General features: G+C 63.1%; 25 protein-coding genes, 1 tRNA gene and 1 pseudogene. 14 read left to right on the forward strand and 13 right to left on the reverse strand.

What is annotated here, in order from left to right; all coding sequences use genetic code 11:
* Positions 1 to 20 precede the first annotated feature (20 nt).
* Positions 21 to 96, forward strand: a tRNA-His gene (locus tag DLM46_RS05595).
* Positions 97 to 249: 153 nt separating this feature from the next.
* Here DLM46_RS05595 and DLM46_RS05600 read toward each other — a convergent pair.
* On the reverse strand, positions 250 to 570 hold the full coding sequence (locus DLM46_RS05600) for a hypothetical protein (protein WP_115099995.1): 321 nt from the start codon (positions 568 to 570) through the stop codon (positions 250 to 252).
* Positions 571 to 918: 348 nt separating this feature from the next.
* Between DLM46_RS05600 and DLM46_RS05605 the strand changes: the two are divergent.
* From DLM46_RS05605 to DLM46_RS05615, 3 genes and pseudogenes are all read left to right on the forward strand, one after another.
* Positions 919 to 1,950 (forward strand): annotated as a pseudogene (locus DLM46_RS05605) (sulfotransferase family protein); the annotation flags it as partial.
* Between the two features lie 73 nt (positions 1,951 to 2,023).
* A complete protein-coding gene (gene cysC, locus DLM46_RS05610) occupies positions 2,024 to 2,593 on the forward strand; it encodes an adenylyl-sulfate kinase (protein WP_115099776.1) in 570 nt (189 codons plus the stop codon).
* A 111-nt stretch (positions 2,594 to 2,704) separates the two neighbouring features.
* Positions 2,705 to 3,355: a trimeric intracellular cation channel family protein gene (locus DLM46_RS05615; protein WP_115099777.1), complete on the forward strand. Its 651-nt coding sequence runs from the start codon at positions 2,705 to 2,707 to the stop codon at positions 3,353 to 3,355.
* An 80-nt stretch (positions 3,356 to 3,435) separates the two neighbouring features.
* Here DLM46_RS05615 and DLM46_RS05620 read toward each other — a convergent pair whose 3' ends face one another.
* Positions 3,436 to 3,681: a hypothetical protein gene (locus DLM46_RS05620; RefSeq protein WP_115099778.1), complete on the reverse strand. Its 246-nt coding sequence runs from the start codon at positions 3,679 to 3,681 to the stop codon at positions 3,436 to 3,438.
* A gap of 196 nt (positions 3,682 to 3,877) precedes the next feature.
* Positions 3,878 to 4,090 (reverse strand): DUF3820 family protein, encoded by a 213-nt coding sequence (locus DLM46_RS05625; protein WP_006048800.1) that lies wholly within the window; start codon positions 4,088 to 4,090, stop codon positions 3,878 to 3,880.
* 138 nt (positions 4,091 to 4,228) lie between these two features.
* Here DLM46_RS05625 and DLM46_RS05630 point away from each other — a divergent pair, with 138 nt between their 5' ends.
* Positions 4,229 to 5,281 carry an NADP(H)-dependent aldo-keto reductase gene (locus tag DLM46_RS05630; RefSeq protein WP_115099779.1) on the forward strand — a complete coding sequence of 351 codons (1,053 nt, stop codon included), beginning with the start codon at positions 4,229 to 4,231 and terminating at the stop codon, positions 5,279 to 5,281.
* Between the two features lie 117 nt (positions 5,282 to 5,398).
* Here the strand turns inward: DLM46_RS05630 and DLM46_RS05635 are convergent, their stop codons facing one another.
* Together DLM46_RS05635 and DLM46_RS05640 are read right to left on the reverse strand one after the other, a co-directional pair.
* Positions 5,399 to 6,685, reverse strand: a complete 1,287-nt coding sequence (locus tag DLM46_RS05635) for an MFS transporter (protein WP_115099780.1) — start codon at positions 6,683 to 6,685, stop codon at positions 5,399 to 5,401.
* Positions 6,686 to 6,769: 84 nt separating this feature from the next.
* Entirely contained in the window at positions 6,770 to 8,161 is a 1,392-nt protein-coding gene (locus DLM46_RS05640; protein ID WP_115099781.1) for a M20 family metallopeptidase, read from the reverse strand.
* Positions 8,162 to 8,385: 224 nt separating this feature from the next.
* On the opposite strand from DLM46_RS05640, the gene DLM46_RS05645 reads away from it, so the two are divergent.
* Both DLM46_RS05645 and DLM46_RS05650 read left to right on the forward strand, forming a co-directional pair.
* On the forward strand, positions 8,386 to 9,342 hold the full coding sequence (locus tag DLM46_RS05645) for a LysR family transcriptional regulator (RefSeq protein ID WP_115099782.1): 957 nt from the start codon (positions 8,386 to 8,388) through the stop codon (positions 9,340 to 9,342).
* A 403-nt stretch (positions 9,343 to 9,745) separates the two neighbouring features.
* The gene (locus DLM46_RS05650) at positions 9,746 to 10,168 is read left to right on the forward strand and encodes a hypothetical protein (protein ID WP_115099783.1); all 423 of its coding nucleotides are present in this window, start codon (positions 9,746 to 9,748) and stop codon (positions 10,166 to 10,168) included.
* A 77-nt stretch (positions 10,169 to 10,245) separates the two neighbouring features.
* Here DLM46_RS05650 and DLM46_RS05655 read toward each other — a convergent pair whose 3' ends face one another.
* Both DLM46_RS05655 and nodI read right to left on the reverse strand, forming a co-directional pair.
* Entirely contained in the window at positions 10,246 to 11,073 is an 828-nt protein-coding gene (locus tag DLM46_RS05655) for an ABC transporter permease (RefSeq protein WP_115099784.1), read from the reverse strand.
* A gap of 73 nt (positions 11,074 to 11,146) precedes the next feature.
* Positions 11,147 to 12,061, reverse strand: coding sequence for a nodulation factor ABC transporter ATP-binding protein NodI (gene nodI, locus DLM46_RS05660; protein ID WP_115099785.1), 915 nt, complete (start codon positions 12,059 to 12,061; stop codon positions 11,147 to 11,149).
* A gap of 231 nt (positions 12,062 to 12,292) precedes the next feature.
* Here nodI and DLM46_RS05665 point away from each other — a divergent pair, with 231 nt between their 5' ends.
* Positions 12,293 to 12,757, forward strand: coding sequence for a universal stress protein (locus DLM46_RS05665; protein WP_115099786.1), 465 nt, complete (start codon positions 12,293 to 12,295; stop codon positions 12,755 to 12,757).
* A gap of 32 nt (positions 12,758 to 12,789) precedes the next feature.
* Here DLM46_RS05665 and DLM46_RS05670 read toward each other — a convergent pair whose 3' ends face one another.
* The 3 genes from DLM46_RS05670 to lexA form a co-directional block, all read right to left on the reverse strand.
* On the reverse strand, positions 12,790 to 13,473 hold the full coding sequence (locus DLM46_RS05670) for a DUF2939 domain-containing protein (protein WP_115099787.1): 684 nt from the start codon (positions 13,471 to 13,473) through the stop codon (positions 12,790 to 12,792).
* A gap of 196 nt (positions 13,474 to 13,669) precedes the next feature.
* Positions 13,670 to 14,014 carry a hypothetical protein gene (locus DLM46_RS39300; RefSeq protein WP_165847913.1) on the reverse strand — a complete coding sequence of 115 codons (345 nt, stop codon included), beginning with the start codon at positions 14,012 to 14,014 and terminating at the stop codon, positions 13,670 to 13,672.
* A gap of 74 nt (positions 14,015 to 14,088) precedes the next feature.
* Complete coding sequence (gene lexA / locus DLM46_RS05685) at positions 14,089 to 14,739, reverse strand: transcriptional repressor LexA (RefSeq protein WP_115099790.1); 651 nt, start codon at positions 14,737 to 14,739, stop codon at positions 14,089 to 14,091.
* Positions 14,740 to 15,035: 296 nt separating this feature from the next.
* Between lexA and DLM46_RS05690 the strand changes: the two genes are divergently transcribed.
* The 6 genes from DLM46_RS05690 (at position 15,036) to DLM46_RS05715 (ending at position 21,401) form a co-directional block, all read left to right on the forward strand.
* Complete coding sequence (locus tag DLM46_RS05690; RefSeq protein WP_115099791.1) at positions 15,036 to 16,076, forward strand: sulfate ABC transporter substrate-binding protein; 1,041 nt, start codon at positions 15,036 to 15,038, stop codon at positions 16,074 to 16,076.
* Between the two features lie 139 nt (positions 16,077 to 16,215).
* On the forward strand, positions 16,216 to 17,112 hold the full coding sequence (gene cysT / locus DLM46_RS05695) for a sulfate ABC transporter permease subunit CysT (protein ID WP_115099792.1): 897 nt from the start codon (positions 16,216 to 16,218) through the stop codon (positions 17,110 to 17,112).
* Positions 17,109 to 18,116: a sulfate ABC transporter permease subunit CysW gene (gene cysW, locus DLM46_RS05700; RefSeq protein WP_115099793.1), complete on the forward strand. Its 1,008-nt coding sequence runs from the start codon at positions 17,109 to 17,111 to the stop codon at positions 18,114 to 18,116. The genes cysT and cysW overlap by 4 nt, the downstream gene beginning before the upstream one ends.
* Positions 18,116 to 19,174 carry a sulfate/molybdate ABC transporter ATP-binding protein gene (locus tag DLM46_RS05705; protein ID WP_115099794.1) on the forward strand — a complete coding sequence of 353 codons (1,059 nt, stop codon included), beginning with the start codon at positions 18,116 to 18,118 and terminating at the stop codon, positions 19,172 to 19,174. Before cysW ends, DLM46_RS05705 begins: the two co-directional genes overlap by 1 nt.
* Before the next feature lie 63 nt (positions 19,175 to 19,237).
* A complete protein-coding gene (locus DLM46_RS05710; RefSeq protein WP_115099795.1) occupies positions 19,238 to 20,164 on the forward strand; it encodes a CysB family HTH-type transcriptional regulator in 927 nt (308 codons plus the stop codon).
* Between the two features lie 184 nt (positions 20,165 to 20,348).
* Complete coding sequence (locus DLM46_RS05715; RefSeq protein ID WP_115099796.1) at positions 20,349 to 21,401, forward strand: asparaginase; 1,053 nt, start codon at positions 20,349 to 20,351, stop codon at positions 21,399 to 21,401.
* Between the two features lie 667 nt (positions 21,402 to 22,068).
* Here DLM46_RS05715 and DLM46_RS05720 read toward each other — a convergent pair.
* The 3 genes from DLM46_RS05720 to gcl form a co-directional block, all read right to left on the reverse strand.
* The gene (locus DLM46_RS05720; RefSeq protein WP_115099797.1) at positions 22,069 to 22,977 is read right to left on the reverse strand and encodes a 2-hydroxy-3-oxopropionate reductase; all 909 of its coding nucleotides are present in this window, start codon (positions 22,975 to 22,977) and stop codon (positions 22,069 to 22,071) included.
* Between the two features lie 82 nt (positions 22,978 to 23,059).
* Positions 23,060 to 23,869 (reverse strand): hydroxypyruvate isomerase, encoded by an 810-nt coding sequence (gene hyi, locus DLM46_RS05725; protein ID WP_115099798.1) that lies wholly within the window; start codon positions 23,867 to 23,869, stop codon positions 23,060 to 23,062.
* 129 nt (positions 23,870 to 23,998) lie between these two features.
* Positions 23,999 to 25,777 (reverse strand): glyoxylate carboligase, encoded by a 1,779-nt coding sequence (gene gcl, locus DLM46_RS05730; protein ID WP_115099799.1) that lies wholly within the window; start codon positions 25,775 to 25,777, stop codon positions 23,999 to 24,001.
* Between the last annotated feature and the right edge of the window lie 240 nt (positions 25,778 to 26,017).

The following is a 26,017-nucleotide window of genomic DNA, read 5'->3' on the forward strand; positions in this document are numbered from 1 at the left end:
AAGTCAAGCAGATGTCAGTGGTGGCTGTAGCTCAGTTGGTAGAGTCCAGGATTGTGATTCCTGTCGTCGTGGGTTCGAGTCCCATCAGCCACCCCAGAGAATTCAGGCAGTAACGTTTTTAAAAAGCGGTTTTTAAAAAGCGGTTTTTAAAAAGCGGCGTTGTGAGAAATCACAACGCCGCTTTTATTTTCGCTTTCGAAAAAGAGGGCGTCCAACGCACAGGCTCTTCACCGTTCAGTACCGTGCGGTTCAATGGCCATGCCCACCATGGCCACCGCCGCTTTGCCACGAACTACCGCCACCGTGCCACCCGCCGCCGTGCCAACCCCCATATCCACCGCCACGCCAGTGCCCGTTGCCGTGATAGCAACACGGACCGCCCCAGCCGCCGCCCCAGATGCCGATCGTGCCGTAGACCGGTGCATACGCAGGGCCGTACGGATAGACGTAGCCCGGATAACCCGGGTAGTACGGTTGCGCGTAGGCATAGTCGTATCCTGGCGCGACGACGCACCCCGCGAGGCTTGCCGCTACCGCCAACAAAGCCGCTGATCCAATGAGCTTGCTCACGACTTTCTCCCGCATATAGGAATCAGAAAAACTGCGTGAGCCTGAGTTCAGTCTTATTTGTGTCCGCAGATTACGGCTCGCGCGTGGCGGCGCTAGCTGCATGTCATTGCGCCCGTGACGTCAGCCAGGCCAGCCGAGCCTCCGGGCTGCCTTCCTGACCGTTACCCGTCCGGCGCTCCGTAATAGTTGGTTAAATTCTAGATAGGCAAATGTAGGGCGCGCCTGTTACTTTTCCATCAGACAATTTCACCTGAATCCAGACAAAAGCCTGCGCTGGAGTTCGGCGCCGAGCGCATTTCCTTTCTTGTTCAGGCCGCTCCATGCGTGGTCTGCAAAAACCAGCCGTCAATGAAGCACGATCCACAGCCGGCTACCGCATCGGACTGGCGCGTCGAGGGCGACGCCTGTGCCGCTCGCGGTGAACTCGAAGCAGCGCTCGCGCGCTTTGAATCCGCCCGCACGCTCGACCCCGCCGATGCCTCCCTATACGAGCGCCTCGGCGCAACGCTGGCTGCGCTGAATCGCTTGCCCGAAGCAGCCGTCCGCTATCAGGAAGCCACCGCGCTCGACCCGCGCAACACCGATTTCCACCACGGCCTCGGCTGGACGTACGAGCACATGCAGCGGCTCGACCGGGCGGTGGATAGCTATCGTGAGGCGGTCCGCCTCAATCCGCAGGCCGATGGTTCGCACAACAATATGGGTAACTGCCTGCAGGCGCTCGGGCGTTTCGACGAGGCGCATGAAGCGTATCGCCGCGCGATCGAGGCCGCGCCGCAGGTCGCGCTGTACTACCGCAACTTCGTGCAGTCGGGACGCCTGAACGCCGACGATCCGGTGTTTGTCGCGTTGGAGCAGTTAGCCGAAAATGCGGCCTTGTTGACGCCGGCAAATCAGGCGGAAATCCACTTCGCCTATGCTCAGGCGCTCTCCGATTTGGCCCGCGACGATGCGTCGTTCGAGCACTTCCTGCGGGGCAATGCGCTGCACCGCGCCGGCGTGCGTTATGACGAAGCCGCGTCGCTCGGTCTGTTCGCGCACCTGTTTGAACTGCTGAGCGCCGATGCGCTGGCGGCCAAACGCGGTCTTGGCGATCCATCGGCGGCGCCGATTTTTATCGTCGGAATGCCACGTTCCGGTTCGACGTTGATCGAGCAGATTCTCGCAAGCCATCCGCAAGTGTTCGGCACCGGTGAGCGCGTGGAGTTCGGCGAGGCGCTGGTGCGCAGCATCGCGCGCGATCGCGACGATCCGCTGCGAATCGATATCGATGCATTGCAAGATGTGGGCGCGGCGCCACTCAGCGCGCTGGGCGCCGATTATCTACACCGCATGCAGACAGCGCTGTCGGAAATTGCGGCCGTTGTGCATAACGAAGCACCCAATGAACAGCACGACGAACCGCACGACGAAGCACTCAACAAAGCACCCAGCGAAGCACAGCGCTACACCCATGAGTTCGATCGGCGGAGCGGTCGTATGGATGACCGGCTTGTCCGGCGCCGGCAAATCGACGCTGGCCAATGCGTTGCACGGGCGTCTCGCGGAGGCGGGCCAGCGCTCCGTCGTGCTCGACGGCGACGTGCTGCGGCGCGGCCTGAACTCGGACCTCGGCTACACGCTCGCGGACCGCACCGAAAATCTGCGCCGGGTCGCGCATGTCGCGGCGTTGTTCAGGCAGCAGGGCTTCGTCGTAATTGCCGCGGTGATCTCGCCCGAGCATCAGCATCGGCGCGCGGCGCGCGAGATCGTCGGCGAAGGCTTTATTGAAGTGTTCGTGAACGCGCCATTGCAGGTATGCGAAGCGCGCGACGTCAAAGGGCTCTATGTGCGCGCCCGGAGCGGCGAGATCCCTCATTTCACCGGCATTACCGGGCGGTTCGAAGTGCCGTTGGCACCCGACGTCGATATCGAAACCGATCGGGTGTCGCTCGATACGGCCGTCGCCACGCTGCTCGCGCATCTGGCAGAGGTTGGGCACTTGTCCGGGCTTCCAGCGGAAGCGGCCAGCCACGCGTTCTAGGCGAAGCCGGTTGTACGCAGCCGTACCGCTTTCCTGCTCGCAATTTTTCCGCCCGACGCGTGGTGTTTCGCTATCCTTTCGACTACTTGGGGGCAGAAGGGTGATGCGTCGATGCCGACATTGTCGATACGAAATGTAAAGCTGAACGTCGAAGCGATTGTTCTGGTCGCTGATCTTGTCGGCACAGTCGTGTTCGCGGTCGAGGGCGCGCTCAGCGCGATGCGCGGCGGCCTCGACCTGTTGGGCGTGATGGTGATCTCGTTTGTCGCGGCGCTCGGCGGCGGGGTGATCCGCGATCTGTTGATCGGCGACACACCGCCGAATGCGATACGCGACTGGCGCTACCCGGCGTTGACGTTCGCGACCGGTGTGGTCGCGTTCATTTTTCATTCGGCGGCGCAGCAGTTCCCCATCGGGCTCGTCACGGTGCTCGACGCGGCCGGCCTCGCGCTATTCGCCGTCGCGGGTGTGGAGAAAGCGCTGCTGTTCAGGATCCGTCCGTTTGTGGCGATGCTGATGGGCACTGTCACGGGCGTGGGCGGCGGCGCGATTCGCGACGTGTTGCTCGCGCGCGTGCCCGTCGTGCTGCACTCGGACATCTACGCAACGGCCGCTTTTGCCGGCGCGTTCACCGTCGTGGCGGCGCGGCGCGCAGGTTTGCCGCCGGGCCTCGCGGCATTGGCAGGCGGCATGGCGTGCTTTGTGCTGCGTGTGCTTGCTGTGTCGTACGGCTGGCATCTGCCGAAGGCGTCGCTCGGCTGATGGCCGATCGTTCAGGGCAGCAGTAAGGGCGACGAAGGGCGACGAAGCGTTCGGCGGAGGCTGCCCGACCTCGCACCGATTTACCGCAGCAAGCCGGCCGAATGATGCAAAGCGGGGTACACGCCGATGATGAATGCCGCATAGATCGCGGCCATGGTCACACCGGCCGCCGTGCCCCATACATCGCGCGATGCCGCGCCTTGCCGGAAATGCATCGGCAACCCGACGACCAGATAGCCGAGCAGAAAGAACACAATAATGGCGCACACCGGCGACAGGTCGTGGCCGATGTAATCCAGTAGCGCAATCAGACTGAAATGACGCATGGGAAACCCGGCTGTGTCACGTGCGAACGTTCGAAGAAACGTACGCAGGAATGCGGGATTTGAAGCGAATTTAAGACCACGGTTCAGCAAGGGTCAAGGCAAAGACGGTGTGAATCTGTTCAGGCTTCAATTGCCTGTACAACGACTTTCGTCCAGCTTAACCGTGCTTCAATTCGCTTTCATGGAGGAAACGCGATCAGCGCTTGCGCAAGGGCTCGATCAGCGACGACAAACCGTTGTGATCGATCTCATGCATCAGCGCCAGCAGGCGGCCGATTTCGCCGGGCGGGAAGCCTTGGCTTGCAAACCAGTTTAGATAGTGCCCGGGCAGGTCGGCAATCAGACGGCCTTTATATTTTCCGTAGGGCATCACGCGCGTGACCAGCAGTTCGAGATGTTCGGGATTCATCGCAGATGTTTCGACGGAAGGGAGGGTGAGGCAACGGGTGCTCCGCCCGCTGCAACGGCATTTTAGCCGCGCTGCAGGCATCGCGCCGGCATGGTAACGTCTGCGCTTCCCGTTCACACAATCAACAGGACAAGTTCAATGGAATACCGCAGACTCGGCGACACGGATGTGCAGGTTAGCCTGATCGGTCTCGGCACCATGACGTGGGGCGAGCAGAACACCGAACAGGACGCGCATGCGCAGATCGACTACGCGCTCGATCACGGCGTGAATCTGATCGACGCGGCTGAAATGTACCCGGTGCCGCCGCGTCCCGAGACGCAGGGTTCGACCGAGCGCTACATCGGCACGTGGCTCGCGCAGCATCGCAGCGCGCGCGAGAAGATCGTGCTCGCCACCAAGATCGCCGGGCCGGCGCGCCAGCCGCACAATCCGCGTCATATCCGCGGCGCGGGCAACCAGTTCGATCGCAAGAACCTGACCGAGGCGCTGAACGGCAGCCTCGAGCGTCTGCAAACGGACTACGTCGATCTGTATCAGCTGCACTGGCCGGATCGCAGCACGACGACGTTCGGCCGAACGGCGTATCCGTGGGTCGACGACGCGTATACGGTGCCGATCGAAGAAACGCTGTCGGTGCTCGCAGGGTTCGTCAAGGAAGGCAAGGTGCGCCACATCGGCGTGTCGAACGAAACGCCGTGGGGTGTCGCGCAGTTCCTGCGTGCCGCGGAAAAGCTCGGCTTGCCGCGCATCGTCAGCATCCAGAATCCGTACAGCCTGCTGAACCGCACGTACGAAGTGGGTCTGTCCGAGTACGCGCATCGCGACCAGATCGGCTTGCTGGCCTATTCGCCGCTGGCCTTCGGCTGGCTGTCGGGCAAATACGAAGGCGGTGCGCGTCCGGCGGGCGCCCGCATCTCGCTGTTCGAGCGTTTTCAACGCTACAGCAAACCGCAAGCGATCCAGGCAACCACGCGTTACGTCGAACTGGCGAAGCGTCATGGCTTGTCGCCGGCGCAGTTCGCACTGGCCTTCGTCAATAGCCGGCCGTTCCTGACCAGCAATCTGATCGGCGCGACTTCGCTCGAGCAATTGAAGGAAAACATCGGCAGCACGGCGGTGAAACTCTCGCCGGAAGTGCTCGCGGAAATCGACGCGCTGCATGAATTGCAGCCGAATCCCGCGCCTTGATGCAGTGGCTTTGAAGTTGGCTGAGGTTAGCCTGAGGTTGTATTGCGTGACGTTGTCCCGGCTTCGATGCCGGGACAGCAAGGTGGTTCGATTCAGCTCGGCAGCCGTTGACCGTGCCTAGCGGATCTTTAATTTCAGGCGCACCGCATACAGCGCGAGCAGGCTCGCTACCGCGCAGAACATCAGATAGAAGCCGGGCGCCAGCTTGTTGCCGCTCGCGTCGATCAGCCACGTGATCACGAATGGCGCAAAGCCGCCGAACACCGTCACGCCGATGTTGTAGCTGACCGCGAGACCGGTTGCGCGCGTCTGCATGGGGAATATCTCCGACATCAGCGCGGGCAGCGCGCCGAAATACGTCGCCTTCAATACGCCGATCCAGATCAGTGCGAGCAGCATCGTTGCGAACGACGGATGCGCGTTCATGTACATGAACGCCGGATAGACCGTCACGAGCATCAGCACAGCGGCGGCCGCCATGATGCGGATGCGTCCGAGGCGGTCGGACAGGTGGCCGGAGAACGGCGTCAGCACCGTCAGCACGACGCCCGTTGCGAGCGTGGCGGCGAAGCCGGTCGAAGCGGGCAGATGCAGTTGCTTGATCGCGTAGGTCGGCATGTACAGGATCATGTAGTTGGCCGCCGTCGAAATGATCAGCGAGCCGATCGCGAGCAGCATGCGGACCTTCTGCGCGGCGAACAGATCGCGCAGCGGCGTATGGGTCTTCGGCTCCTTGCCGAACTCGGCGCCTTCGTCCACATAGCGGCGAATATAGAAGCCGACCGGACCGATCGCGAGACCGAAGAAGAACGGAATGCGCCATCCCCACGATTCGAGCTGAACCGTTGTTAGCTGGCTCGTCAGCAGCGCGCCGAAACCGGATGCGAGCAGCGTCGCGAGGCCTTGGCTCGCGAACTGCCAGCTACCCATGAAGCCGCGCCGCTCGGGCGCGTGTTCGACCAGAAATGCGGTCGAAGCGCCAAACTCGCCGCCCGCCGAGAACCCCTGGACCAAACGCGACAGCAGAATACCGGCAGGCGCCCACAAGCCGATCGCGGCATAAGAGGGCATCACGGCGATCGTCAAGGTGCCGATCATCATCAGCCCGATCGACAGCAGCAGCGACGCCTTGCGTCCGGCGCGGTCCGCGAGCGAGCCGAGCACGAGCCCGCCGAGCGGCCGGATCAGATACGAAATGCCGAAGGTGCCGAGCGTGAGCATCAGCGAGATCGCCTCGGTGCTGGCGGGGAAGAACAGCTTCGCGATCGTGACCGCAAAGAAGCCGTAGACGACGAGGTCGAACCATTCGAGCGCATTGCCGATCGACGCCGCGAGAATGATGCGATGAACCTTCGCGGCGGACGGCCGCGCGGCGCTGACTTGCAGGGTGGACGTGCTGCTCATGGGCGTGCCTCGGGACGGTTGCGGATGGGACGTGCTGGGTTCGATCGCTCGGGTTGCTCAGGTGGGTTGCTCAGGCTCGGTTGCTCAAGCTGTCGCGCGAGGCGGGTTCTCGCCGAGATCCCAGAAGAGACCCGCCATGATCTGCAGACCTTCGCGCACGACCGGTCCGAGCAGGTGTTCGTTGGGTGCGTGCTGCGAGCACGCCGGATACGAATGCGGGACCCAGATGGTCGGCAGGCCGAGCGTGTCGGCGAACACTTCGTTAGGCAGCGTGCCGCCGAGGTTCGGCAGTACCGCTGTTTTCTTGCCGGTGGTGTGTTCGAGCGAAGCGACTGCCCAGGTGACCCACGGATCGTCAGGGTCGAGCCGCGTGGCCGGCGCGCCGCGCTCGACGCTGATCTCCACCAGCGAAAATCCGTGCGCATCCAGATGCGCGCGCAGATGCTGTTCGAGTCTTTCCCAATCGGTGCCGACCACGAAACGCAACTGGCAATGCGCGAACGCCGACGACGGAATCGCGTTGACCGGATTCTCGGGATTGCCCGCCTTGAAAGCCAGCACTTCTAAGCTGTTCCAGCCGAACACGCGTTCGGCCGGCGTGAGACCGGGCTCGCCCCAGTTGTCGTCGACGGCGGGGTCGCCCGGGCCGCCGCCCACCGTAATATCGGCCAGTGCGCGCCGCACCGCGGCGGGAATCGGCGGCGGCTGCAAGCCGTCGACGGCAATCACGCCGCGCGCATCGACCAGACTCGCGAGCGCGTTCGCGAGCACCGTGGCCGGATTGCGCAGCAGGCCGCCCCAGTTGCCCGAGTGATGCGCGCCGTCGCGTAGGTTCAGCGAGAGTTTGAAGTTCACCGAACCGCGCGAGCCGAGGAACACGGTGGGACGGCGAGCGGCGAGGCGCGGGCCGTCGGAGGCGATGAGCACGTCGGCGGCCAGTTCCTGTTTATGCGCCCGGCAGATTGCGTCGAGCCCCGGTGAGCCGGTTTCCTCGCCCATCTCGATCAGCAGTTTCGTGTTGAAGCCGAGCTTGCCGCCGCGTGCGCCGAGCACGCTGGCCAGCGCGGCGAGGTTGATGCTGTGCTGACCTTTGTTATCGGCGGTGCCGCGGCCATACCAGCGCTCACCTTCGACAGTCACGGCCCACGGCGTGAGCGGCTCGCGCCATTGATTGTCGTAGCCGCGCACCACGTCGCCGTGGCCGTAGATCAGCACCGTCGGCAGGTGGTCGCCTTCGTGACGGGTGGCGATCAGGAACGGCCCGAAGCCGTCGGCCGGGTTATCGACGATGCGCGTGCCGAAACCGAGCCGCTGCGCTTCGGGCACGATTTCGTCGGTCAGATACGAGAGCAGAATGGCGGCGCGTCCGGTTTCCTGGCTCTCGGTACGAAAGCCGACGCGGCGGTTGAGGACGTCGAGAAAGGCGCCCGATTCGAAATGGCGTGTCGCGTGTTCGATGGCCTGGTCGCGGCTCATGCATATCTCCGGTAGGGGGTGCGGATTCGACGCGCGGGGTGCAGTGCGTGGGATGCGCTGCCGGTAGCGGTCAAAGTGGAGTCGATTCTAGGAGGCCGTTTTTTTTGTCACAATGATCGTCTTTCGAAACTTGCGTTGCCGAAAAGGCAAAGCTCAATACGCCCGGGCCACGACATAAGCAAGGGCACAAGCAAGGGCGTACAAGGTCGCACGAGGCACCTCCCATGGCACTTTCGTTACACGGCATCGCATTGCGCTACTTCGTCGAAGTCGCGCGCACCGGCTCGATCAGCGACGCATCCGCGCGGCTGCATGTGGCCGTCTCCGCGATCAGCCGGCAGATTGCCCGGCTCGAAGGCGAGCTTGGCGCAGCGCTGTTCGAACGGCGGCCGCGCGGCATGGCGCTCTCCGAAGCTGGCGAGCGGCTGCTTGCCTACGCGCAGCGCAGCTTGCTCGAGGCCGAGCATGTGATCAAGGAGATCGGCGGCCTCGAGGCTTTGCACGGGAGCATGATCAAGGTCGCCAGTTCGGAGGGTTTCGCCGCCGACTTCCTGCCTGCCGCGATGGCCGGCTTCCGGCGTAGCTATCCTGGGATCGACTTCACGCTGTTCGTGATGTCGCCGGGTGAGGCGACCCGCCGGGTGCGCGACGGCGACGCCGATCTTGCGCTGACCTTCAGCCTTGCGCCGGAAAAGGGTGTCAAGGTCGAGCATACGGAGCGGGCGCCGGTACTGGCGCTGCTGCGGGCCGATCATCCGCTGGCCGCGCGCGCAAAGGTGTCGCTCGCCGACTTGCGCCGCTATCCATTGGCACTGCCCGAGCCGGGCACGACGATTCGCCAGTTGATCGACATCACTTGCGCGCTCGAAGGCGTGCTGCTGGAACCCGACTTCGTGTCCAACAACAATGGCGCGATGTACCGTTACGCGCAGAAGTCCGGCGCGATCATGTTCACGAGTTTGCTGTCGGTGCGGGACCGTTACGCCGACGACGGTTTTGTCGTGATGCCGCTGACGCATCCGCAGATGCGCCAGCGCAGCATTCAGGTGCAGACGATGGCGGGGCGCGAGTTGCCGCCGTCGGTCAAGGCATTCCGCGACCATCTGATCGCGGAGATCGGCGCACCTAAGCCAGCCGATGCAGCGACGCCCAATTCGGCTCGAAGGCGCGCAAAAGGCTGACCGTCCGCATGGATTGCAGCGTTTGAAACGAAACGCGGATGGCACGGCGAGCAGGCGGGACGATTAAAGATCCGACGGTGGGCCTGAGTGCGGACGTAACCGGCGAGCGTAACCGGCGAACGTAACCGGCGGACTTAACCGGCGGACTTAACCGGCGGACTTAACCGGCGGACTTAACGCGGGCGGACTTGACGGCGCGCGACCGATTGGAAGGCAAATCTCCCTGCCGGAAGGCGAATCACGACCTAAACTGTGGGGACGGGGCGGGCTGTGTGGGTTGGACTGCGCGGCAAGTGATGCTGCGGTGCACACCGATGGTACGATTCGGCCCGAAAAATGGAGAGGGGTACGCTGTTGATACGGCGTACCGTCCACAACAGAGCGATAGGACTCAGGAAATCGAATGGCGCAACAAAAAACAAACCCAAAACTTGAACAGGCGCTGACGCGCGGGGATCTTGCGATTCGCCAGGCCAATTCGGCGCGGGCGACTGCCTTGCTGCGTGCGTTGGGCAAGATGATCGTGGACGCGTCGGCGACGATCGGCGTGGAAGCGTTCACGCTGATTCCTGACGGCGACAAGATTTACGATCCCGCCGATGGGTTGTGGCCGCAGGAATTGCTGGTATCGCTCGACGGTCCTGTCGAGGATGCGGATCCTGACGAGGTTCGCACCGTGAGGTTGCTTGCCGACGATCCCGGCACGGTGTTTCGCGTCGAGTGGCAACGGGCCGATGGGAAGATCGGGCGTCAGGATGGCGGGCCGTTCGCGACGGTGGCGTTTATCTCCGACGTGGATATTCCCTGGACGGATGACGAGGACTGATTCCTGGTCTTCGGCAACGCCGCCTTCGGGCGGCGTTTTTTATGGCCGGGGCAACCCTGCGCAGGCAAGCAAAAGATCTACTTCATCATCCGTCTTCGAAACAGAACGGCAGAAACAAGAAACCCGCCAACCACATACGCAAGCAGCACAGCGACGTGCAAAACAACCTCCTGAAGAGGCCGCCCAAGCATGGCGGGGCGAATCAGATCGACCGCATGCGCCAGCGGTAAAACTTCAGTAAAACCCCGCGCGGCAGCGGGCAACTGCGAAACAGGAAAAAACACCCCGGACAACAGCAACATCGGCGTCAATACCAACGTCTGATAAAACATAAAAAAATCATACGACGGCGCCAATGCCGTCACGACCATCGCGATACTCGCAAACGCGAGTCCGGTCAGTACGATCACAGGCAGCGCCAGCAACATCGACGGAAAACTCGCATACCCCAACGCTCCCGCGACCAGCATGATTGCCACGCCCGACAACATCGACTTGCTGCCGGCCCACATCACTTCGCCCAGCACGATGTCGCCGAGCGTCAGCGGCGTATGCATGATCGCTTCCCACGTGCGCTGCACATGCATTCGCGAGAAGCCGGAATACATCGACTCGAAACTCGCCGACATCATCACGCTCGATGCGACTGTGCCCGCTGCCAGAAACTCGATGTACGACACGCCGTCGACGTGCCCGACCATCAGCCCAAGCCCGAAACCGAGGCCGAACAGATAGATCATCGGATCGGCAAGATTGCCGAACATCGAAGCAATCGCGAGCTTCCTCCACACGAGATAGTTGCGTCGCCATACGGCAATCCAGTTCACGGCGTTCGCGGGCAAAGCGGCGAGCGGTTCCTGCCTCGACGGCGTGTCCTCAGGTGTGTCGTAAGTGCGTGCGTCCATTGCTTGTCTCTTGCGTTGTCTTATCGCTATACAGGTGGGCGGCCAGCGCCGGTCCCGGCACCGGCCCGCATCATCAGTCCTGCATCTCGCGGCCGGTTAGCCGGAGGAAGACGTCTTCCAGATTCGCAGGACGGTGCAGATAGCGCAACCCGGCGCGCTGCTTCAGACGTGCGTGCACCGGCTGCGCGTCGTTCACGTAGCAGAACAGCGTCTCGCCACTGATCTCGGTTCGCTCGACCAGTGGCGCCAACTCGTCGCGCAACGCGACCGGATCGGCGCCGAAGATTTCGATCACGTCGCAGCCGATTTCGGATGCGATCAGATCGTTCGGTGCGCCTTCAGCGATCTTGCGGCCTTCCTCGATCACGCACAGACGGTGGCAGAGCCGTTCGGCTTCTTCCATGAAGTGCGTGGTCAGCAGGATGGTCTTGCCGCGCGCGAGTAGCGAGCGCAGCCGTTCCCAGATCAGATGGCGCGCCTGCGGATCGAGCCCGGTGGTCGGTTCGTCCATGATCAGCACGTCGGGATCGTTGACGAGCGCGCGCGCCAGCGTGAGCCGCCGCTTCATGCCGCCCGACAGTTCGCTCACGCGCGCATCCGCCTTGCTTTCCAGGCGCGCGAACTCGAGCAGCGACGGCACCATCGCGCGGCATTGCGCGGCGCTCAGGCCAAAGTAGCGGCCGAACACGAGCAGGTTTTCGCGGACCGTGAAATCGGGATCGAGATTATCGAACTGCGACACCACACCGACGCGCGCTCGCGCCACCCGGGCGCGGCCGGGAATCGGTTCGCCGCACAAGCGGATCGTGCCCGCATCCGGGGCCGCAATGCCCAGCAGCATGCGCAGCGTGGTGGTCTTGCCCGCGCCGTTCGGTCCGAGCAGACCAAAACATTCGCCGACGTTGACATGAAACGACAATCCGTCGACGACCGTCTTCTCGCCGTAGCTTTTTTTGACGTGGTGGAATTCGATGGCGGCTTCAGACATGGATCGGACGAGGCTCCGGAAAAAACGCGAATGGCTGGTAAGGTCGCTCATTCTATGGCATCGGCAGCCTGGCGTTGATCGGCGCTGCGCCGCTCACGCGGCGTTTCTTGCGCTGCCGCATAGCCGCGCACCTGCTTGGGGCGCACTTAGCGTTTTCCATCCCTTGCAACCTGAATTGCGGCGCACCATGATTCATTTACCACCGCGATCCCTGCGGTAAGGGAGAAAACCATGGCGAGCTACAAAAAAATCCTGCTTTGCTACGACGGCTCGCGCGAGGGCCGCAAAGCGCTGCGCTGCGGCGCCGATCTGGCGCTGGACCTGAAGGCGGAAACGCATCTGTTGTCGGTGGTGGACATGCGCTCGAGCATTGCGCAAAGTGCGGGCCTGCTCACCGACGTGGCCTGCGGCAGCTTCGAGAAGACAGCGCGTGACATCCTCCAGGAGGGGGTGGACTGGCTCACCGAGCGCGGCGTCAATGCGCAAGGCCATTTCGCGTTCGGTCATCCCATCGACGAGATTGCCAATCTCGCCAACGAACTGCACGTCGACCTGGTGGTGGTCGGCCACCGTTGCCGCACGGGTCTGTCACGCTGGTGGATGGGCGCGGGAAATACGCCGCTGCTCGACCGGGTGTCGTGCAGCATTCTGGTGGCATGTTCGTCCGCCCAGGAGCAGCAGCAAGCGGCCGCTTGACGCCAGCCTCATGAACCGCGTCGACCGGACGATCAGTCGTTCAGGTCGACCGCGGCGAACTTCCATGTGAACAAACCTTCGCGCCGAAAGATCGCCGTGTAACGCGCGTCGCCCGCGCCGTGCTGATACCTGATGACGAATTCGTTGAGGCTGCGATAGCCCGCCGTGGTTTGCGGCGGCTGCGGCGGCGTGGCGCTGTTGCCCGCGTTGTCAGGTGCGCTGCGCGCTGTGGTGTTAGCCGCGTTATTGGCCGCGTTTTTGGCCGAATTGTTAGCCGCGTTGTTACCTGCGTTGTTAGCCGTTTTGCCATCGGCAGGTGGCGCGGGCGGCCGCTCGCCCGGTTCGCCACGCGGCGGCATGCCGTTCAGCAATGCGGCCACGCCGTCCGGCGTCGCATACGCATCGACTAGCGGTCCGATCAGCGCAACGCCGATCATCGCGCCAATGGCGGCAAGCGGATTGCCGTTGCCATGTGAGTCGAGCCGGTGTGTCAGCAAGCCGGTGACCTGTTGCTTCAGGCTCTCGCGCAACGCGGGGAAGTCGACATACTGATTGACGGTCTCCGCATCGCGCGCGTCTGCCGCGCGTTTCAGATTGTTCAGCGCAATATATGGCGACGCATAGCCGAATCCCAGCGCGGCCACCACCGCAATCACAATCAGAACAACGATCAGCGACCGTGCGGCGCCGCCTTTGGTGCGTGTCGAAACTGCCATTGAGTGGAGCTCTTTATCAAGGGTGGTCTAACGTTGACCGCGGCCACGCGAAAACGATCCCATGCGATGCAATAGCTGAAGCGATCTGGAGAGGCGCGCAAGGCAGCACCAAGGCAATGACACGGGCAACAGCAGTGCGACGCCAGGGCAACGCCAGAGCAACGCCGGTGCAACAACGCGCACGCCCCATACCGGATTACTCGAACACCGCCCCGTGCACGTTGGCCTCGTCGGCGATGCAGCGGTCGATCATCCGGCATACGGCGTCTACCGTGCCGACCATGATCAGCCGCGACTGCCCGTGATAGACGCGAACCGGTGCCCGTCGCGCCGGCTCTGCCGTATTCAGCCCTGAATTCAACGACACTCGAGCGAAAGCCGGCAACGACGACGGCAAGCTCGACACCCGCGATGCGGGTTCGTCGAACAGTGATGGAGTGCTGGCCGTGGACGCCTCGATCAGCGAACAGGGCACCAGCTTGCGCAGATGGCGCAGACGACCGAACTGGCGAAAAGGCAGCAGGCGGGCAAGGCGTTCCATGGGTCTCTCCAGGCGATTCAACGTAGAGGCAGCGGCGCGTTAGGCGTCGGGCAAGCGTGGGTAGAAGCGGGCGCTCAGAATTCGCCCGGGCGGATCAGCCCAACAGCGATGCCTTCCAGCGCGAAATCCGCACTGCCGTTCTGAACGAAGATGTTTTCGTAATCGGGGTTTTCGGCGATCAACTCGATGCCGTTCGGCCGGCGCTTCAGGCGCTTGACCGTGACGTCGTCGCCAAGCCGCGCGATGATGATCTGGCCGTCTTTCGCTTCGCTTTTCTTTTGCACCGCGAGCAGGTCGCCGTCGAAGATGCCGGCGTCGCGCATCGATAACCCGCGAACCTTCAGCAGGTAGTCCGGTTTGCTCGAGAACAGCGCCGGGTCGCACGCATAGTGCTGCGAGATATGTTCCTGCGCGAGGATCGGGCTGCCGGCCGCGACGCGACCGATCAGCGGCAGCGACAGTTGCATGATGCTGGGGTGCGGCAGCGTGAACTGGTGTGGCGAATCTTCGGGACCCGCCAGCAGACGAATGCCGCGCGACGCACCTGCCGCGAGTTCGATCACACCCTTGCGGGCCAGCGCCCGCAGATGTTCTTCGGCCGAATTGGCCGAGCTGAAACCTAGTTCGGCGGCGATCTCCGCGCGGGTGGGCGGAAAGCCGGTGCGTTCGATAGCCCGGCGGATCAGATCGAAAACCTGCTGCTGTCGTGCGGTGAGTTTGGTCATGGCGCCACTGTATGTATGAACAGGTGACTGTATTTTTATACAGTATTCGGCGCAATTCAAGCTTTACTTCAAGTTCGTCGTCCGGGGTGGCGCTCCGGCGCCGCAAAAGGATGCTTTAACAACCGTTTTCGTGTCGCAACGCCTTATCCAGCTGTCATTACCACTTTTACGTATTAAAGAATGAAGAAACATTATTTTTAATGATGAAAGCCCTTCGATAGACTGGCCTCCGAGTTGACGCGCTGCAGACGCAAAAACAAGACGCCGTAACGGCAACCACAACGCGGAGAAGCTGGATGAACCAACAGGGCACGGGGCTGGCAGGCAAGACCAGAAAACTCATCGCGGCGCTCGCGTTCGGCGCGGCGACCGCTGTCGGCGCGATGGCGCAGGCGCACGCTGCCGACACGACGCTGCTGAACGTGTCGTACGACCCGACGCGCGAACTGTACCAGGACGTCAATCAGGCATTCGGCAAGGAATGGAAGGCGAGGACAGGCGAATCGATCACCTTCAAGCAGTCGCACGGCGGTTCGGGCGCTCAGGCGCGCTCGGTGCTCGACGGTCTGCAGGCGGATGTCGTGACGCTGGCGCTCGCCTACGACATCGACGCGCTGGCTAACAAGGGTTTGCTGGACAAAGGCTGGCAAAAGCGTTTGCCGGATAACGCGTCGCCGTACACGTCAACGATCGTGTTCCTCGTGCGCAAGGGCAATCCGAAGCACATCAAGGATTGGGACGATCTGACGAGGCCAGGCGTGTCGATCGTCACGCCGAATCCGAAGACCTCCGGCGGCGCGCGCTGGAACTATCTGGCCGCATGGGCTTACGCCGAACATCAGCCGGGCGGCAACGACCAGAAGGCGAAGGAATTCGTCGGCAAGCTCTACAAGAATGCCGGCGTGCTGGATTCGGGGGCGCGCGGCGCAACGACCAGCTTCGTGCAGCGCGGCATCGGCGACGTGCTGATCGCCTGGGAAAACGAAGCGTTCCTGTCGCTGAAGGAATTCGGTCCGGACAAGTTTGAGATCGTCGTGCCGTCGGTGAGCATTCTGGCCGAGCCGCCGGTTGCCGTGGTGGACAAGGTGGTCGACAGGCACGGCACGCGCAAGCTGGCCGAAGCGTATCTGAACTTCCTGTATAGCGAGCAAGGCCAGGAAATCGCAGCGAAGAACTTCTACCGTCCGCGTTCGAACAAGGTGCCGGCCGAGCTGACCGCGAAGTTTCCGAAGCTGAAGCTGTACACGGTGGACGATTCGTTCGGCGGCTGGGCGAATGCGCAGAAGACCCACTTTGCCGACGGCGGCGTATTCGATTCGATCTACCAGCCGCAGTAAGACTGCCAATGCCTGAAGCCGCACAGGCGGCGAGGGCGGCGGCAACACCTGGTCAGCAAGCGCGCCCAGTGGGCGCGCTTCTGGCTAGCCGGACGACCACCAAAGCACGGCAAGCATCAACCCTGAAAGAGTATCCAGCATGACCACGTTGACCTTCCGGAAACCGAGCGCCTTGCCCGGTTTCGGCCTGACACTCGGCATCACGGTGGCGTATCTGAGCCTCGTGGTGCTGATTCCGCTTGCGGCAACTTTTCTGAAAACCGCCACGCTCGACTGGAGCCAGTTCGTGCGCGCGGTGAGCTCGCCACGCGTGCTCGCGTCGTACCGGCTGACCTTTTTCTCGGCGCTCGGCGGCGCGCTGATCAACGCGCTGTTCGGCTTCCTCGCGGCATGGGTGCTGGTGCGCTACACGTTCCCGTTCAAGCGGCTCGTCGATGCGGTGGTCGATCTGCCGTTCGCGCTGCCGACGTCGGTGGCCGGCATTTCGCTTGCAGCGGTCTATGCTGGCAACGGCTGGATCGGACAGTTCCTCGAGCCGCTCGGCATCAAGGTCGCGTTTACGCCGGCTGGCGTGCTGATCGCGTTGACCTTCATCGGTTTGCCGTTCGTCGTGCGGACCGTGCAGCCGGTGCTCGAAGAGTTCGAGCGCGAGCAGGAAGAAGCGGCCGCGTGCCTCGGCGCGTCGCGCTGGCTGACGTTCCGGCGTGTCGTGCTGCCGGCGGTGTTTCCGGCGCTGCTGACCGGCTTCGCGCTGGCGTTCGCGCGGGCGCTCGGCGAGTACGGCTCGGTGATCTTCATCGCCGGCAACGTGCCGATGAAATCGGAAATCACCTCGCTGCTGATCATCACCAAGCTCGAACAATACGACTACGCGGGCGCCACCGCATTGGCGGTGGTGATGCTGATCGTGTCGTTCCTGATGCTGTTGTTCATCAATACCTTGCAGTGGTATCTGCAGCGGCGCACGAGCCGCGGCGCAACGGGCCCGGCGCCCGCGGCCGCGAGCGTTGCGGCAATTGGCGCAGGTGTGCAATGAGCCGCGATACTGTAGATACCGCCGCGCTTGCCGCCGCGCCGCGCGCACCGCTCGATGTGGCGCGCCGGCCTGATCCGGTCACCGAGCCGCCCGTCGTGCGCTGGATTCTGACCGGCGTCGCGTTGCTGTTTCTCGCGCTGTTTCTGGTCGTACCGCTGGTTGCCGTGTTCTATCAGGCATTGAACAAAGGCGTGGGTTTCTATCTGGAATCGCTTGCGGATCCGGATGCGCTGTCGGCCATCAAACTGACGGTGATGACCGCCGCGATTGCCGTGCCGCTGAACCTCGTGTTCGGTCTTGCCGCGTCATGGTGTATCGCCAGGTTCGAATTCCGCGGCAAGGCGCTCCTGACCACGCTGATCGATCTGCCGTTCTCGGTCTCGCCGGTGATCTCCGGTTTGATCTACGTGCTGATGTTCGGCGCGCAAGGCTGGTTCGGGCCGTGGCTGCAAGCGCACAACGTGCAGATCATTTTCGCGGTGCCCGGCATCGTGCTGGCGACGATCTTCGTCACGTTCCCGTTCGTCGCGCGCGAGCTGATTCCGCTGATGCAGGCGCAAGGCAACGACGAAGAAGAAGCCGCGCACGTGCTCGGCGCGTCGGGCTGGCAGATCTTCCGGCGCGTCACCTTGCCGAACGTCAAATGGGGCCTGCTGTACGGCGTGATTCTGTGCAATGCGCGGGCGATGGGCGAGTTCGGCGCGGTGTCGGTGGTGTCCGGCCACATTCGCGGACAAACCGACACGATGCCGCTGCACGTCGAAATTCTCTACAACGAATACAACTTCTCGGCGGCGTTCGCCGTGGCGTCGGTGCTGGCCTTGCTCGCACTCGTGACGCTCGGCCTGAAGCTGCTCGCCGAACGCCATCTGTCGGCGGAACTGTCGGACGCCCGCGCTGTGCCCGCGTACGCAGGTCCCGTCACGCAGCCGTCGTCGTCGGTGCCGTCCGTGAAAGCGGCGCAGGCGGCGCATCGGCACCCGGTCAAGCAAGGAGAGCTGTAATGGGTATCACCGTTCGTAACCTGCAAAAGCGCTTCGGCGATTTCGTCGCGCTCGATAACGTTTCGCTCGATTTTCCGCCGGGCGAACTGGTTGCGCTGCTCGGGCCGTCGGGCTGTGGCAAGACGACGTTGCTGCGCGTGATCGCCGGACTCGAATATGCGGACGGCGGCCAGGTCGTGCTGCAAGGCCAGGACGTTGCGACGGTCGGGGCGCGCGAACGCGAAGTCGGCTTTGTGTTCCAGCATTACGCGCTGTTCCGTCATATGACGGTGTTCGAGAATGTCGCGTTCGGCCTGCGCGTGAAACCGCGCAAGCAACGGCCGTCGGAAGCGGTGATACGCGAGAAGGTGCATGAACTGCTGAAGCTCGTGCAACTCGACTGGCTCGCGCAACGCTATCCGTCGGAACTGTCGGGCGGTCAGCGGCAGCGGATCGCTTTGGCTCGCGCGTTGGCCGTCGAACCGAAGGTGCTGCTGCTCGACGAACCGTTCGGCGCGCTGGATGCGAAGGTGCGCAAGGAGTTGCGCAGCTGGCTGAGGCGGCTGCACGACGATCTGCATATCTCGACGATTTTCGTCACGCACGATCAGGAAGAAGCACTCGAAGTGGCCGACCGGATCGTCGTGCTCAATCGCGGGCATGTGGAGCAGGTCGGCAGTCCGCAAGACGTGTACGACCATCCGCAGACCTCGTTCGTCTACGAGTTTCTCGGCGCGGCGAACCGGCTGCACGGCAACGTCGATTCGAGCGGCTTCGTGGTCGATGGCGCGGCGCTGCCGGTTGCGATCAAGGCCGACTTCAGCGGGCCGGCGTTCGCCTATGTGCGTCCGCACGATCTGCAGTTGTATTCGCAGGCAGCTGGCCATCGCGAAGGCATCGTCGTCGATGTGCGGCGTGTGGTGACGCTCGGCGGCTCGGTGCGCGTCGAACTCGCCGGGCGCGAGGGCAATCTGCTCGAAGCGGAACTCGATCGCGAGGCGTGGCGCGATCTGCAACTGGCGGTCGGCGACGGCGTCACCGCGGTGCCGCGTGCGTTGCGCGTTTTCCCTGCGCAATGAGCGGCCTCGTCTTGACGAAACCCATTCGAACAACCTGACTCTGGCTGAACCGGAGAGATAAAGATGAACTTCCAGCAATTGCGCTTTGTGCGCGAGGCCGTGCGTCAGAACATGAATCTGACTGAGGTGGCGAACGTGCTGTACACGTCGCAATCGGGCGTATCGAAACAGATCAAGGATCTCGAAGACGAACTCGGCGTCGACATTTTCATCCGGCGCGGCAAGCGTCTGACCGGCCTCACCGAGCCGGGCAAAGCGGTGCATCAGCTGATCGAGCGGATGCTGCTCGACGCGGAAAATCTGCGCCGCGTCGCGCGCCAGTTTGCCGACCAGGACAGCGGCCACCTGGTCGTGGCGACGACTCACACCCAGGCGCGTTACGCGCTGCCGAAGGTGATTCGCCAGTTCACCGAGGTGTTCCCGAAGGTGCACCTGGCGCTGCGCCAGGGCAGCCCGCAGCAGATCGCGCAGATGATCATCAATGGCGAAGCGGACATCGGCATTTCGACCGAAGCGCTCGACCGCTTCCCGGATATCGTCACGTTCCCGTGCTATTCGTGGCATCACGTCGTGGTCGTGCCGAAGGACCATCCGCTGGTGGGCCGGCCGAATCTGACGCTCGACGAGATCGCCGAATTCCCGATCGTCACCTACGACCAGGATTTCACGGGCCGCTCGCACATCGACCAGGCGTTCGCGAAAGCGGGGGCATTGCCGGACGTGGTGCTGACCGCGATCGACGCGGACGTGATCAAGACCTATGTCGAACTCGGCATGGGCATCGGCGTGGTCGCGGCGATGGCCTACGATCCGAAACGCGACACGGAACTGGTCGCGCTGGATACCCAGCATCTGTTCGAAGCGAGCACGACGCGGGTCGGTTTGCGCAAGGGCGCGTTCTTGCGCGCGTATGCGTACCGGCTGATCGAGATGTTCGCGCCGCAGTTGAGCGAAGCGGAAATCGCCGCGCAGTTGCGCGAAGCGGTTTGACGGGAGCGGGCCGTCGCGGCCCGCGTTGACGTGGCTTAAGTAGGTGCTCAGGTGCGTGCTTAAGTTCGTGCTTAAGGGCGAGATTGGGCGCGCGGCCTAGATGCGGTTTAAACGAGCATAAAACGAACGGCAATGCGTTTTTAAACGCATTGCGGCGGGCGGCGCATCGCTTACAATCGCCGCCATGAATACTTCGACTTCCTCTTCCGCGACGCCTTCCGAAGGCAAGACACCGCCGCCGTTGCCGCTGTTGCGTCGTATCGCCGTGCTGGCGACCGGCGGCACGATTGCCGGGGCGGCCGCGGACGCCACCAATACGTCCGGCTATCAGGCCGGCGTGGTCGGCGTCGATCAACTGCTGGGCGCGGTGCCGGCCTTGTCCGGCGTGGCGCGCATTCAACCCGAGCAGATTGCCAGCGTCGACAGCAAAGACATGGCGATGCCGCTATGGACCACGCTCGCGCAACGCATCAACGCACTGCTGGCGTCCGACGACATCGACGGCGTGGTGGTGACGCACGGCACCGACACGCTCGAAGAAACCGCCTATCTGCTGCACCTGACGATCAAATCCGCCAAGCCGGTCGTGCTGACCGCGGCGATGCGCCCGGCATCGGCGCTCTCCGCCGACGGCCCGCTGAATCTGCTCAACGCGGTGACGGTCGCCGCGCATGAGGCGTCGCGCGGGCGGGGCGTGCTGGTCGCATTCAACAACAGGATTCACAGCGCACGCGACGTGGTCAAGACGAGCACTTACGCCGTCGATGCGTTCCATTCGCCGGAGATCGGCGCGCTTGGCTGGGTGCAGGACGGCCGTGTCGAATTCCAGCGCAGCGTGGTGCGCCCGCACACGGTCGCGACCGAATTCGTGATCGGCGCGAAGTGGCCGCATGTGGAAATCGTCGCGAGCTATGCGGGTGTATCGCGGATCACCGTGGATGCGCTGGTCGCCGCCGGCGTGCGTGGCATCGTGGTGGCGGGCACGGGCAACGGCTCGATTCACGCGTCGATGCAGCAGGCTTTGGCCGATGCGGTTTCGCAAGGCGTCGCGGTGGTGCGATCGTCGCGTGTCGGCTCGGGCCATGTGATGCGCAACGGCGCAGCCGCGGACGATGCGCTGGGTTTCGTCAGCGCGGGGTCGCTGAATCCCTACAAGGCGCGCGTGCTGCTGATGCTGGCGCTGGCCGCGGGCGGCACGGGGGCGGTGGCATTGCAGAAGGTGTTCGATACGTACTGACGCGGCGCTGACCAGCTCGCGCGTAGGACGTCAAGCGAATGACGGCCCAATGAAAGCGCGGCGCTCGAGGCATCTGCCCTGAGCGCCGCGTTTTCGTTTCCGCGTACGGCTGTTGAATCCGCAGACTATTGAACCGGCGCAATCGCCGGCGCCTGACCTAGTTGCGAAGAGGGCGGGTCGGTGCAAGAAGACGACGTGCATGAAAGAGCCGCTGGGAGAAATTGGCGGGAAATGCCTGTAAATGAGGCCTGTAAATGAGGCCTGTAAATGAGGCCTGTAAATGAGGCCTGTCAATGAGGCCTGTCAATGAACCTGTACATGAAATCCGACAGCCGGACACCCGACGACGACGTCTGACCGACCAAGGCTTCCCCGGCGCCGCCGGGTGCCGCTGCGGACCCCACTTGCCGCTCTCAGCCCAGAGCGGCACGATTTGCCCGATCCGCCGCGCATGCCGCACGACTGACCGGGCGCCCCACCTGCACTCGCCGTGACGATGACGATGCAACGATCACGGCAACCTGTGTCACTGCTTATTGTCTTTATGTGCTGCGTATGACGCTCGCTGCACACTCCCCGATTGACCTGTCGCGATTTGCTCCGATTTCGCTCCGATACGGTGGGTCACCTGTGCGACCCGTGCAACCGGCCTTTGCAGCAACGCGCGTCAAGCAGCCTTCGCTTCGCTGTCCGGCGCTTGCGCGACTTCGTAGTTCGCCATGATTTCGAGTGCGCGCACCATCGCCGAGTGATCCCATGCCTTGCCGCCGTTCGCGGCGCACACGCTGAACAGTTGCTGCGCGCTCGCCGTATGCGGCAGGGCGATGCCCAGCTTGCGCGCGCCGTCGAGCGCGAGGTTCAGATCCTTCTGGTGCAGTTCGATGCGAAAGCCCGGGTTGAAGGTGCGTTTGGTCATGCGTTCGCCGTGCACTTCGAGAATCCGCGACGAAGCGAAGCCGCCCATCAATGCCTTGCGTACGCGTTCCGGATCGGCGCCCGAACGCGATGCGAACAGCAGCGCTTCCGCGACCGCTTCGATGTTCAGCGCGACGATGATCTGGTTCGCGACCTTGCACGTTTGACCCGCCCCGTTGTCGCCGATCAGCGAGATGTTCCTGCCCATCAACTCGAACAGCGGCAAGGCCTGCGCGAAGGCTTTTTCCGGACCGCCGACCATGATCGTGAGCGACGCTTCACGCGCGCCGACTTCACCGCCGGATACCGGCGCGTCGAGGTAGTCGACGCCGAGCGCGTTGATCTTCTTCGCGAACGCCTGCGTGTCGAGCGGCGAGATCGAACTCATGTCGATCACCAGCTTGCCCTTCGTGAGACCGGCGGCGACGCCGTCGTCGGCGAACAGCACGTTGGCGACATCAGGCGTGTCCGGCACCATGATGATGACGACATCGGCGGCTTGCGCGACGGCGGTTGAATTGGCGACCACGCTGGTCGTCCCGCTCAGATCTTCCGGCACCGGATACGCGCCGTTCACGAACAGCGAGTGACCGCCCTTGATGAGGTTGCGCGCCATGTGCGCGCCCATGATGCCGAGGCCGATGAAACCGATCTTTGCCATGCTTCTGAATCTCCAGTGTTGTTGGGGGTGGTGTGCCTGAGCCCGGCCAGGCGGTCGACAACGCAGTCGACCAAGCGCTCGATCAGGCGGCGGCGTGGGCTGCGCCGTGGGTTTGCCCGGCCACGCTCTGCACCCAGCCGAGGCCGGCCGTCGTGGTGGTGCGCGGCTTGTATTCGCAACCGACGTAACCGTCGTAGCCGAGCGAGTCGAGCAGAGCGAACAGGAACGGGTAGTTGATTTCGCCGGTGCCCGGCTCGTTGCGGCCCGGGTTGTCGGCGAGCTGGATGTGTGCGATCTGCGGCAGGTTCTTTTTGATCGTTGCCGCGAGTTCGCCTTCCATCCGTTGCATGTGATAGATGTCGTATTGCAGGAACAGATTGTCCGAACCCACTTCACGAATCACGTCGAGGCCTTCGCCCGAACGGTTCAGCGCGAAGCCCGGGAGGTCGTACGAGTTGCACGGTTCGACCAGCAGCCTGATACCGGCCTTCTTCAGTTCGCCTGCGGCGAAGCGCAGGTTGTCGACGATCGTCGCGCGCGCTTTGTCCGCCTCCACGCCCGCGGTCGGGATGCCGACGAGGCAGTTCAGTTGCGGCACCTTCAGCGCCTTCGCGTATTCGATCGCGCGGCCGACGCCTTCCTGAAACTCGCCCACGCGATCCGGCAAACACGCGATGCCGCGTTCACCGGCTTCCCAGTTGCCCGCGGGCAGGTTGTGCAGCACCAGCTTCAAGCGATTCTGTTGCAGGCGCTCGCTCAATTCGGCGATCTGATACGGATACGGAAACAGGAATTCGACGGCGTTGAAGCCCGCGTCCGCGGCCGCGGCAAAGCGGTCGAGGAACGGCACTTCGTTGAACAGCATGGTTAGATTCGCGGCAAATTTCGGCATGGTGCGTAGATCTCGCTGGTCGGTCAGTGGAATAACTTCATGAGGCGGTTCAACGGCGTTCAGTCGCTGCGCTGCTGAACGTTGCTGAGCGTTGCTGAACCGCGCTCATGTGCTGCGAAGTCAGGACACTCAGTCGAGCATGCTGATGATGGCGGTCGGCGCGTCTGCGTGCTTTTCGGCCAGCTCTTCGAACTCGTTGATCGCGTCGATCTCGGTGCCCATCGAAATGTTGGTCACGCGTTCGAGAATCACTTCGACGATCACCGGCACGTTGAACTCGGACAACATCGATTGCGCTTTCAACAGCGCCGGCTTGAGTTCTTCCGGCTTGAACACGCGGATCGCCTTGCAGCCCAGACCTTCGGCGACCGCCACGTGATCCACGCCGTAGCCGTTCGTTTCCGGCGAGTTGATGTTCTCGAAGCCGAGCTGCACGCAGAAGTCCATGTCGAACGCCCGCTGTGCCTGGCGGATCAGGCCGAGGTACGAGTTGTTCACCACCACGTGCACGTACGGCAACTTGAACTGCGCGCCCGCGGCGAGCTCTTCGATCATGAACTGGAAGTCGTAGTCGCCCGACAGCGCGACGATCCGACGTTGCGGATCAGCCGCACGCACGCCGAGCGCTGCAGGAATCGTCCAGCCGAGCGGGCCTGCCTGGCCGCAGTTGATCCAGTTGCGTGCCTTGTAAACATGCAGGAATTGCGCGCCGGCGATCTGCGACAAACCGATTGTGCTCACGTAGCAGGTATCGCGGCCGAACACCTGGTTCATCTCTTCGTACACGCGCTGCGGCTTCATCGGCACGTTGTCGAAGTGCGTCTTGCGATGCATCGTGCTCTTGCGTTGCTGGCAGTCTTCGACCCATGCGCTGCGGTCCTTCAGCTTGCCGGCGGCCTTCCATTCCTGCGCCACTTCGACGAACAGTTCGAGCGCGGCTTTCGCGTCCGACACGATGCCCAGATCCGGACCGAAGACGCGGCCGATCTGCGTCGGCTCGATATCGACGTGCACGAACTTGCGGCCCTTGGTGTACACCTCGATGCTGCCCGTGTGACGGTTCGCCCAGCGATTGCCGATGCCGAGCACGAAGTCGGAGGCGAGCATCGTCGCGTTGCCGTAGCGGTGCGAGGTTTGCAGGCCGACCATGCCGGCCATCAGCGGATGGTCGTCGGGAATCGCGCCCCACGACATCAGCGTCGGGATGACCGGCACGCCGACGGTTTCGGCGAACGTCACCAGCAGGTCCTCAGCGGCTGCGTTGAGCACGCCGCCACCGGAGACGATCAGTGGCTTGTCCGAATCGTTGAGCAGCGTGAGCGCCGCCTCGATCTGCTTGCGGGTCGCTTTCGGCTTGTAGACCGGCAGCGGTTCATAGGTGTCGATGTCGAACTCGATCTCGGCGAGCTGGACGTCGATCGGCAGGTCGATCAGCACCGGACCCGGGCGGCCCGAACGCATCAGGTGGAACGCCTGCTGGAACGCGCGCGGCACGAGCGCCGGTTCGCGCACGGTGACGGCCCACTTGGTGACGGGTTTCGCGATCGATTCGATATCGACGGCCTGGAAGTCTTCTTTGTACAGCCGCGCGCGCGGCGCCTGGCCCGTGATGGCCAGAATAGGAATCGAGTCGGCCTGAGCGGAGTACAAACCGGTGATCATGTCGGTGCCGGCGGGGCCCGACGTGCCGATACACACGCCGATGTTGCCCGGCCGGGCGCGCGTATAGCCTTCGGCCATGTGCGAAGCGCCTTCGACGTGACGCGCCAGCACGTGGCTGATGTTGCCTGCCTTGCGCATGGCCGAGTAGAACGGGTTGATGGCTGCACCCGGAACGCCGAATGCGGTGTCGATGCCTTCTTTTTCGAGCACCAGCACGGCTGCGTCGACGGCTCTCATCTTGGCCATGAATGTCTCCTGAATGTCTTGGGATGGGCTAGATAGGGTGTTAGATGCACTTTAAGGTCCACCTAAAGGTTTGATAAGATCAGTTCGGGTCGCTTATTTCGAAACAAAAAGTATGGAATGGCGCTGACGGAGACGACGGGCGCGCTGCGTGGGCTCTGTGTGCGCTCTGCGTGGGACTGGAGTAAGCGCTAAAGCGCCAACTCCAGTCGACGACGCTCTGCGTGGGACTGGAGTAAGCGC

It is taken from the genome of Paraburkholderia lacunae (assembly GCF_003353175.1).
Classification (GTDB): Bacteria; Pseudomonadota; Gammaproteobacteria; order Burkholderiales; family Burkholderiaceae; genus Paraburkholderia; species Paraburkholderia lacunae.

Excerpts from the sequence above, each read along its gene's own strand:
- DLM46_RS05665 (WP_115099786.1), top strand. The coding sequence starts at position 12,293 with ATGGCGAGCTACAAAAAAATCCTGCTTTGCTACGACGGCTCGCGCGAG.
- DLM46_RS05670 (WP_115099787.1), bottom strand. The coding sequence starts at position 13,473 with ATGGCAGTTTCGACACGCACCAAAGGCGGCGCCGCACGGTCGCTGATC.
- lexA (WP_115099790.1), bottom strand. The coding sequence starts at position 14,739 with ATGACCAAACTCACCGCACGACAGCAGCAGGTTTTCGATCTGATCCGC.
- DLM46_RS05720 (WP_115099797.1), bottom strand. The coding sequence starts at position 22,977 with ATGGCAAAGATCGGTTTCATCGGCCTCGGCATCATGGGCGCGCACATG.
- DLM46_RS05635 (WP_115099780.1), bottom strand. The coding sequence starts at position 6,685 with ATGAGCAGCACGTCCACCCTGCAAGTCAGCGCCGCGCGGCCGTCCGCC.
- DLM46_RS05650 (WP_115099783.1), top strand. The coding sequence starts at position 9,746 with ATGGCGCAACAAAAAACAAACCCAAAACTTGAACAGGCGCTGACGCGC.
- DLM46_RS05615 (WP_115099777.1), top strand. The coding sequence starts at position 2,705 with ATGCCGACATTGTCGATACGAAATGTAAAGCTGAACGTCGAAGCGATT.
- DLM46_RS05690 (WP_115099791.1), top strand. The coding sequence starts at position 15,036 with ATGAACCAACAGGGCACGGGGCTGGCAGGCAAGACCAGAAAACTCATC.
- DLM46_RS05640 (WP_115099781.1), bottom strand. The coding sequence starts at position 8,161 with ATGAGCCGCGACCAGGCCATCGAACACGCGACACGCCATTTCGAATCG.
- DLM46_RS05705 (WP_115099794.1), top strand. The coding sequence starts at position 18,116 with ATGGGTATCACCGTTCGTAACCTGCAAAAGCGCTTCGGCGATTTCGTC.
- cysT (WP_115099792.1), top strand. The coding sequence starts at position 16,216 with ATGACCACGTTGACCTTCCGGAAACCGAGCGCCTTGCCCGGTTTCGGC.
- DLM46_RS05710 (WP_115099795.1), top strand. The coding sequence starts at position 19,238 with ATGAACTTCCAGCAATTGCGCTTTGTGCGCGAGGCCGTGCGTCAGAAC.
- cysW (WP_115099793.1), top strand. The coding sequence starts at position 17,109 with ATGAGCCGCGATACTGTAGATACCGCCGCGCTTGCCGCCGCGCCGCGC.
- hyi (WP_115099798.1), bottom strand. The coding sequence starts at position 23,869 with ATGCCGAAATTTGCCGCGAATCTAACCATGCTGTTCAACGAAGTGCCG.
- DLM46_RS05645 (WP_115099782.1), top strand. The coding sequence starts at position 8,386 with ATGGCACTTTCGTTACACGGCATCGCATTGCGCTACTTCGTCGAAGTC.
- DLM46_RS05625 (WP_006048800.1), bottom strand. The coding sequence starts at position 4,090 with ATGAATCCCGAACATCTCGAACTGCTGGTCACGCGCGTGATGCCCTAC.
- nodI (WP_115099785.1), bottom strand. The coding sequence starts at position 12,061 with ATGTCTGAAGCCGCCATCGAATTCCACCACGTCAAAAAAAGCTACGGC.
- cysC (WP_115099776.1), top strand. The coding sequence starts at position 2,024 with ATGAGTTCGATCGGCGGAGCGGTCGTATGGATGACCGGCTTGTCCGGC.
- gcl (WP_115099799.1), bottom strand. The coding sequence starts at position 25,777 with ATGGCCAAGATGAGAGCCGTCGACGCAGCCGTGCTGGTGCTCGAAAAA.
- DLM46_RS05630 (WP_115099779.1), top strand. The coding sequence starts at position 4,229 with ATGGAATACCGCAGACTCGGCGACACGGATGTGCAGGTTAGCCTGATC.
- DLM46_RS05655 (WP_115099784.1), bottom strand. The coding sequence starts at position 11,073 with ATGGACGCACGCACTTACGACACACCTGAGGACACGCCGTCGAGGCAG.
- DLM46_RS39300 (WP_165847913.1), bottom strand. The coding sequence starts at position 14,014 with ATGGAACGCCTTGCCCGCCTGCTGCCTTTTCGCCAGTTCGGTCGTCTG.
- DLM46_RS05620 (WP_115099778.1), bottom strand. The coding sequence starts at position 3,681 with ATGCGTCATTTCAGTCTGATTGCGCTACTGGATTACATCGGCCACGAC.
- DLM46_RS05715 (WP_115099796.1), top strand. The coding sequence starts at position 20,349 with ATGAATACTTCGACTTCCTCTTCCGCGACGCCTTCCGAAGGCAAGACA.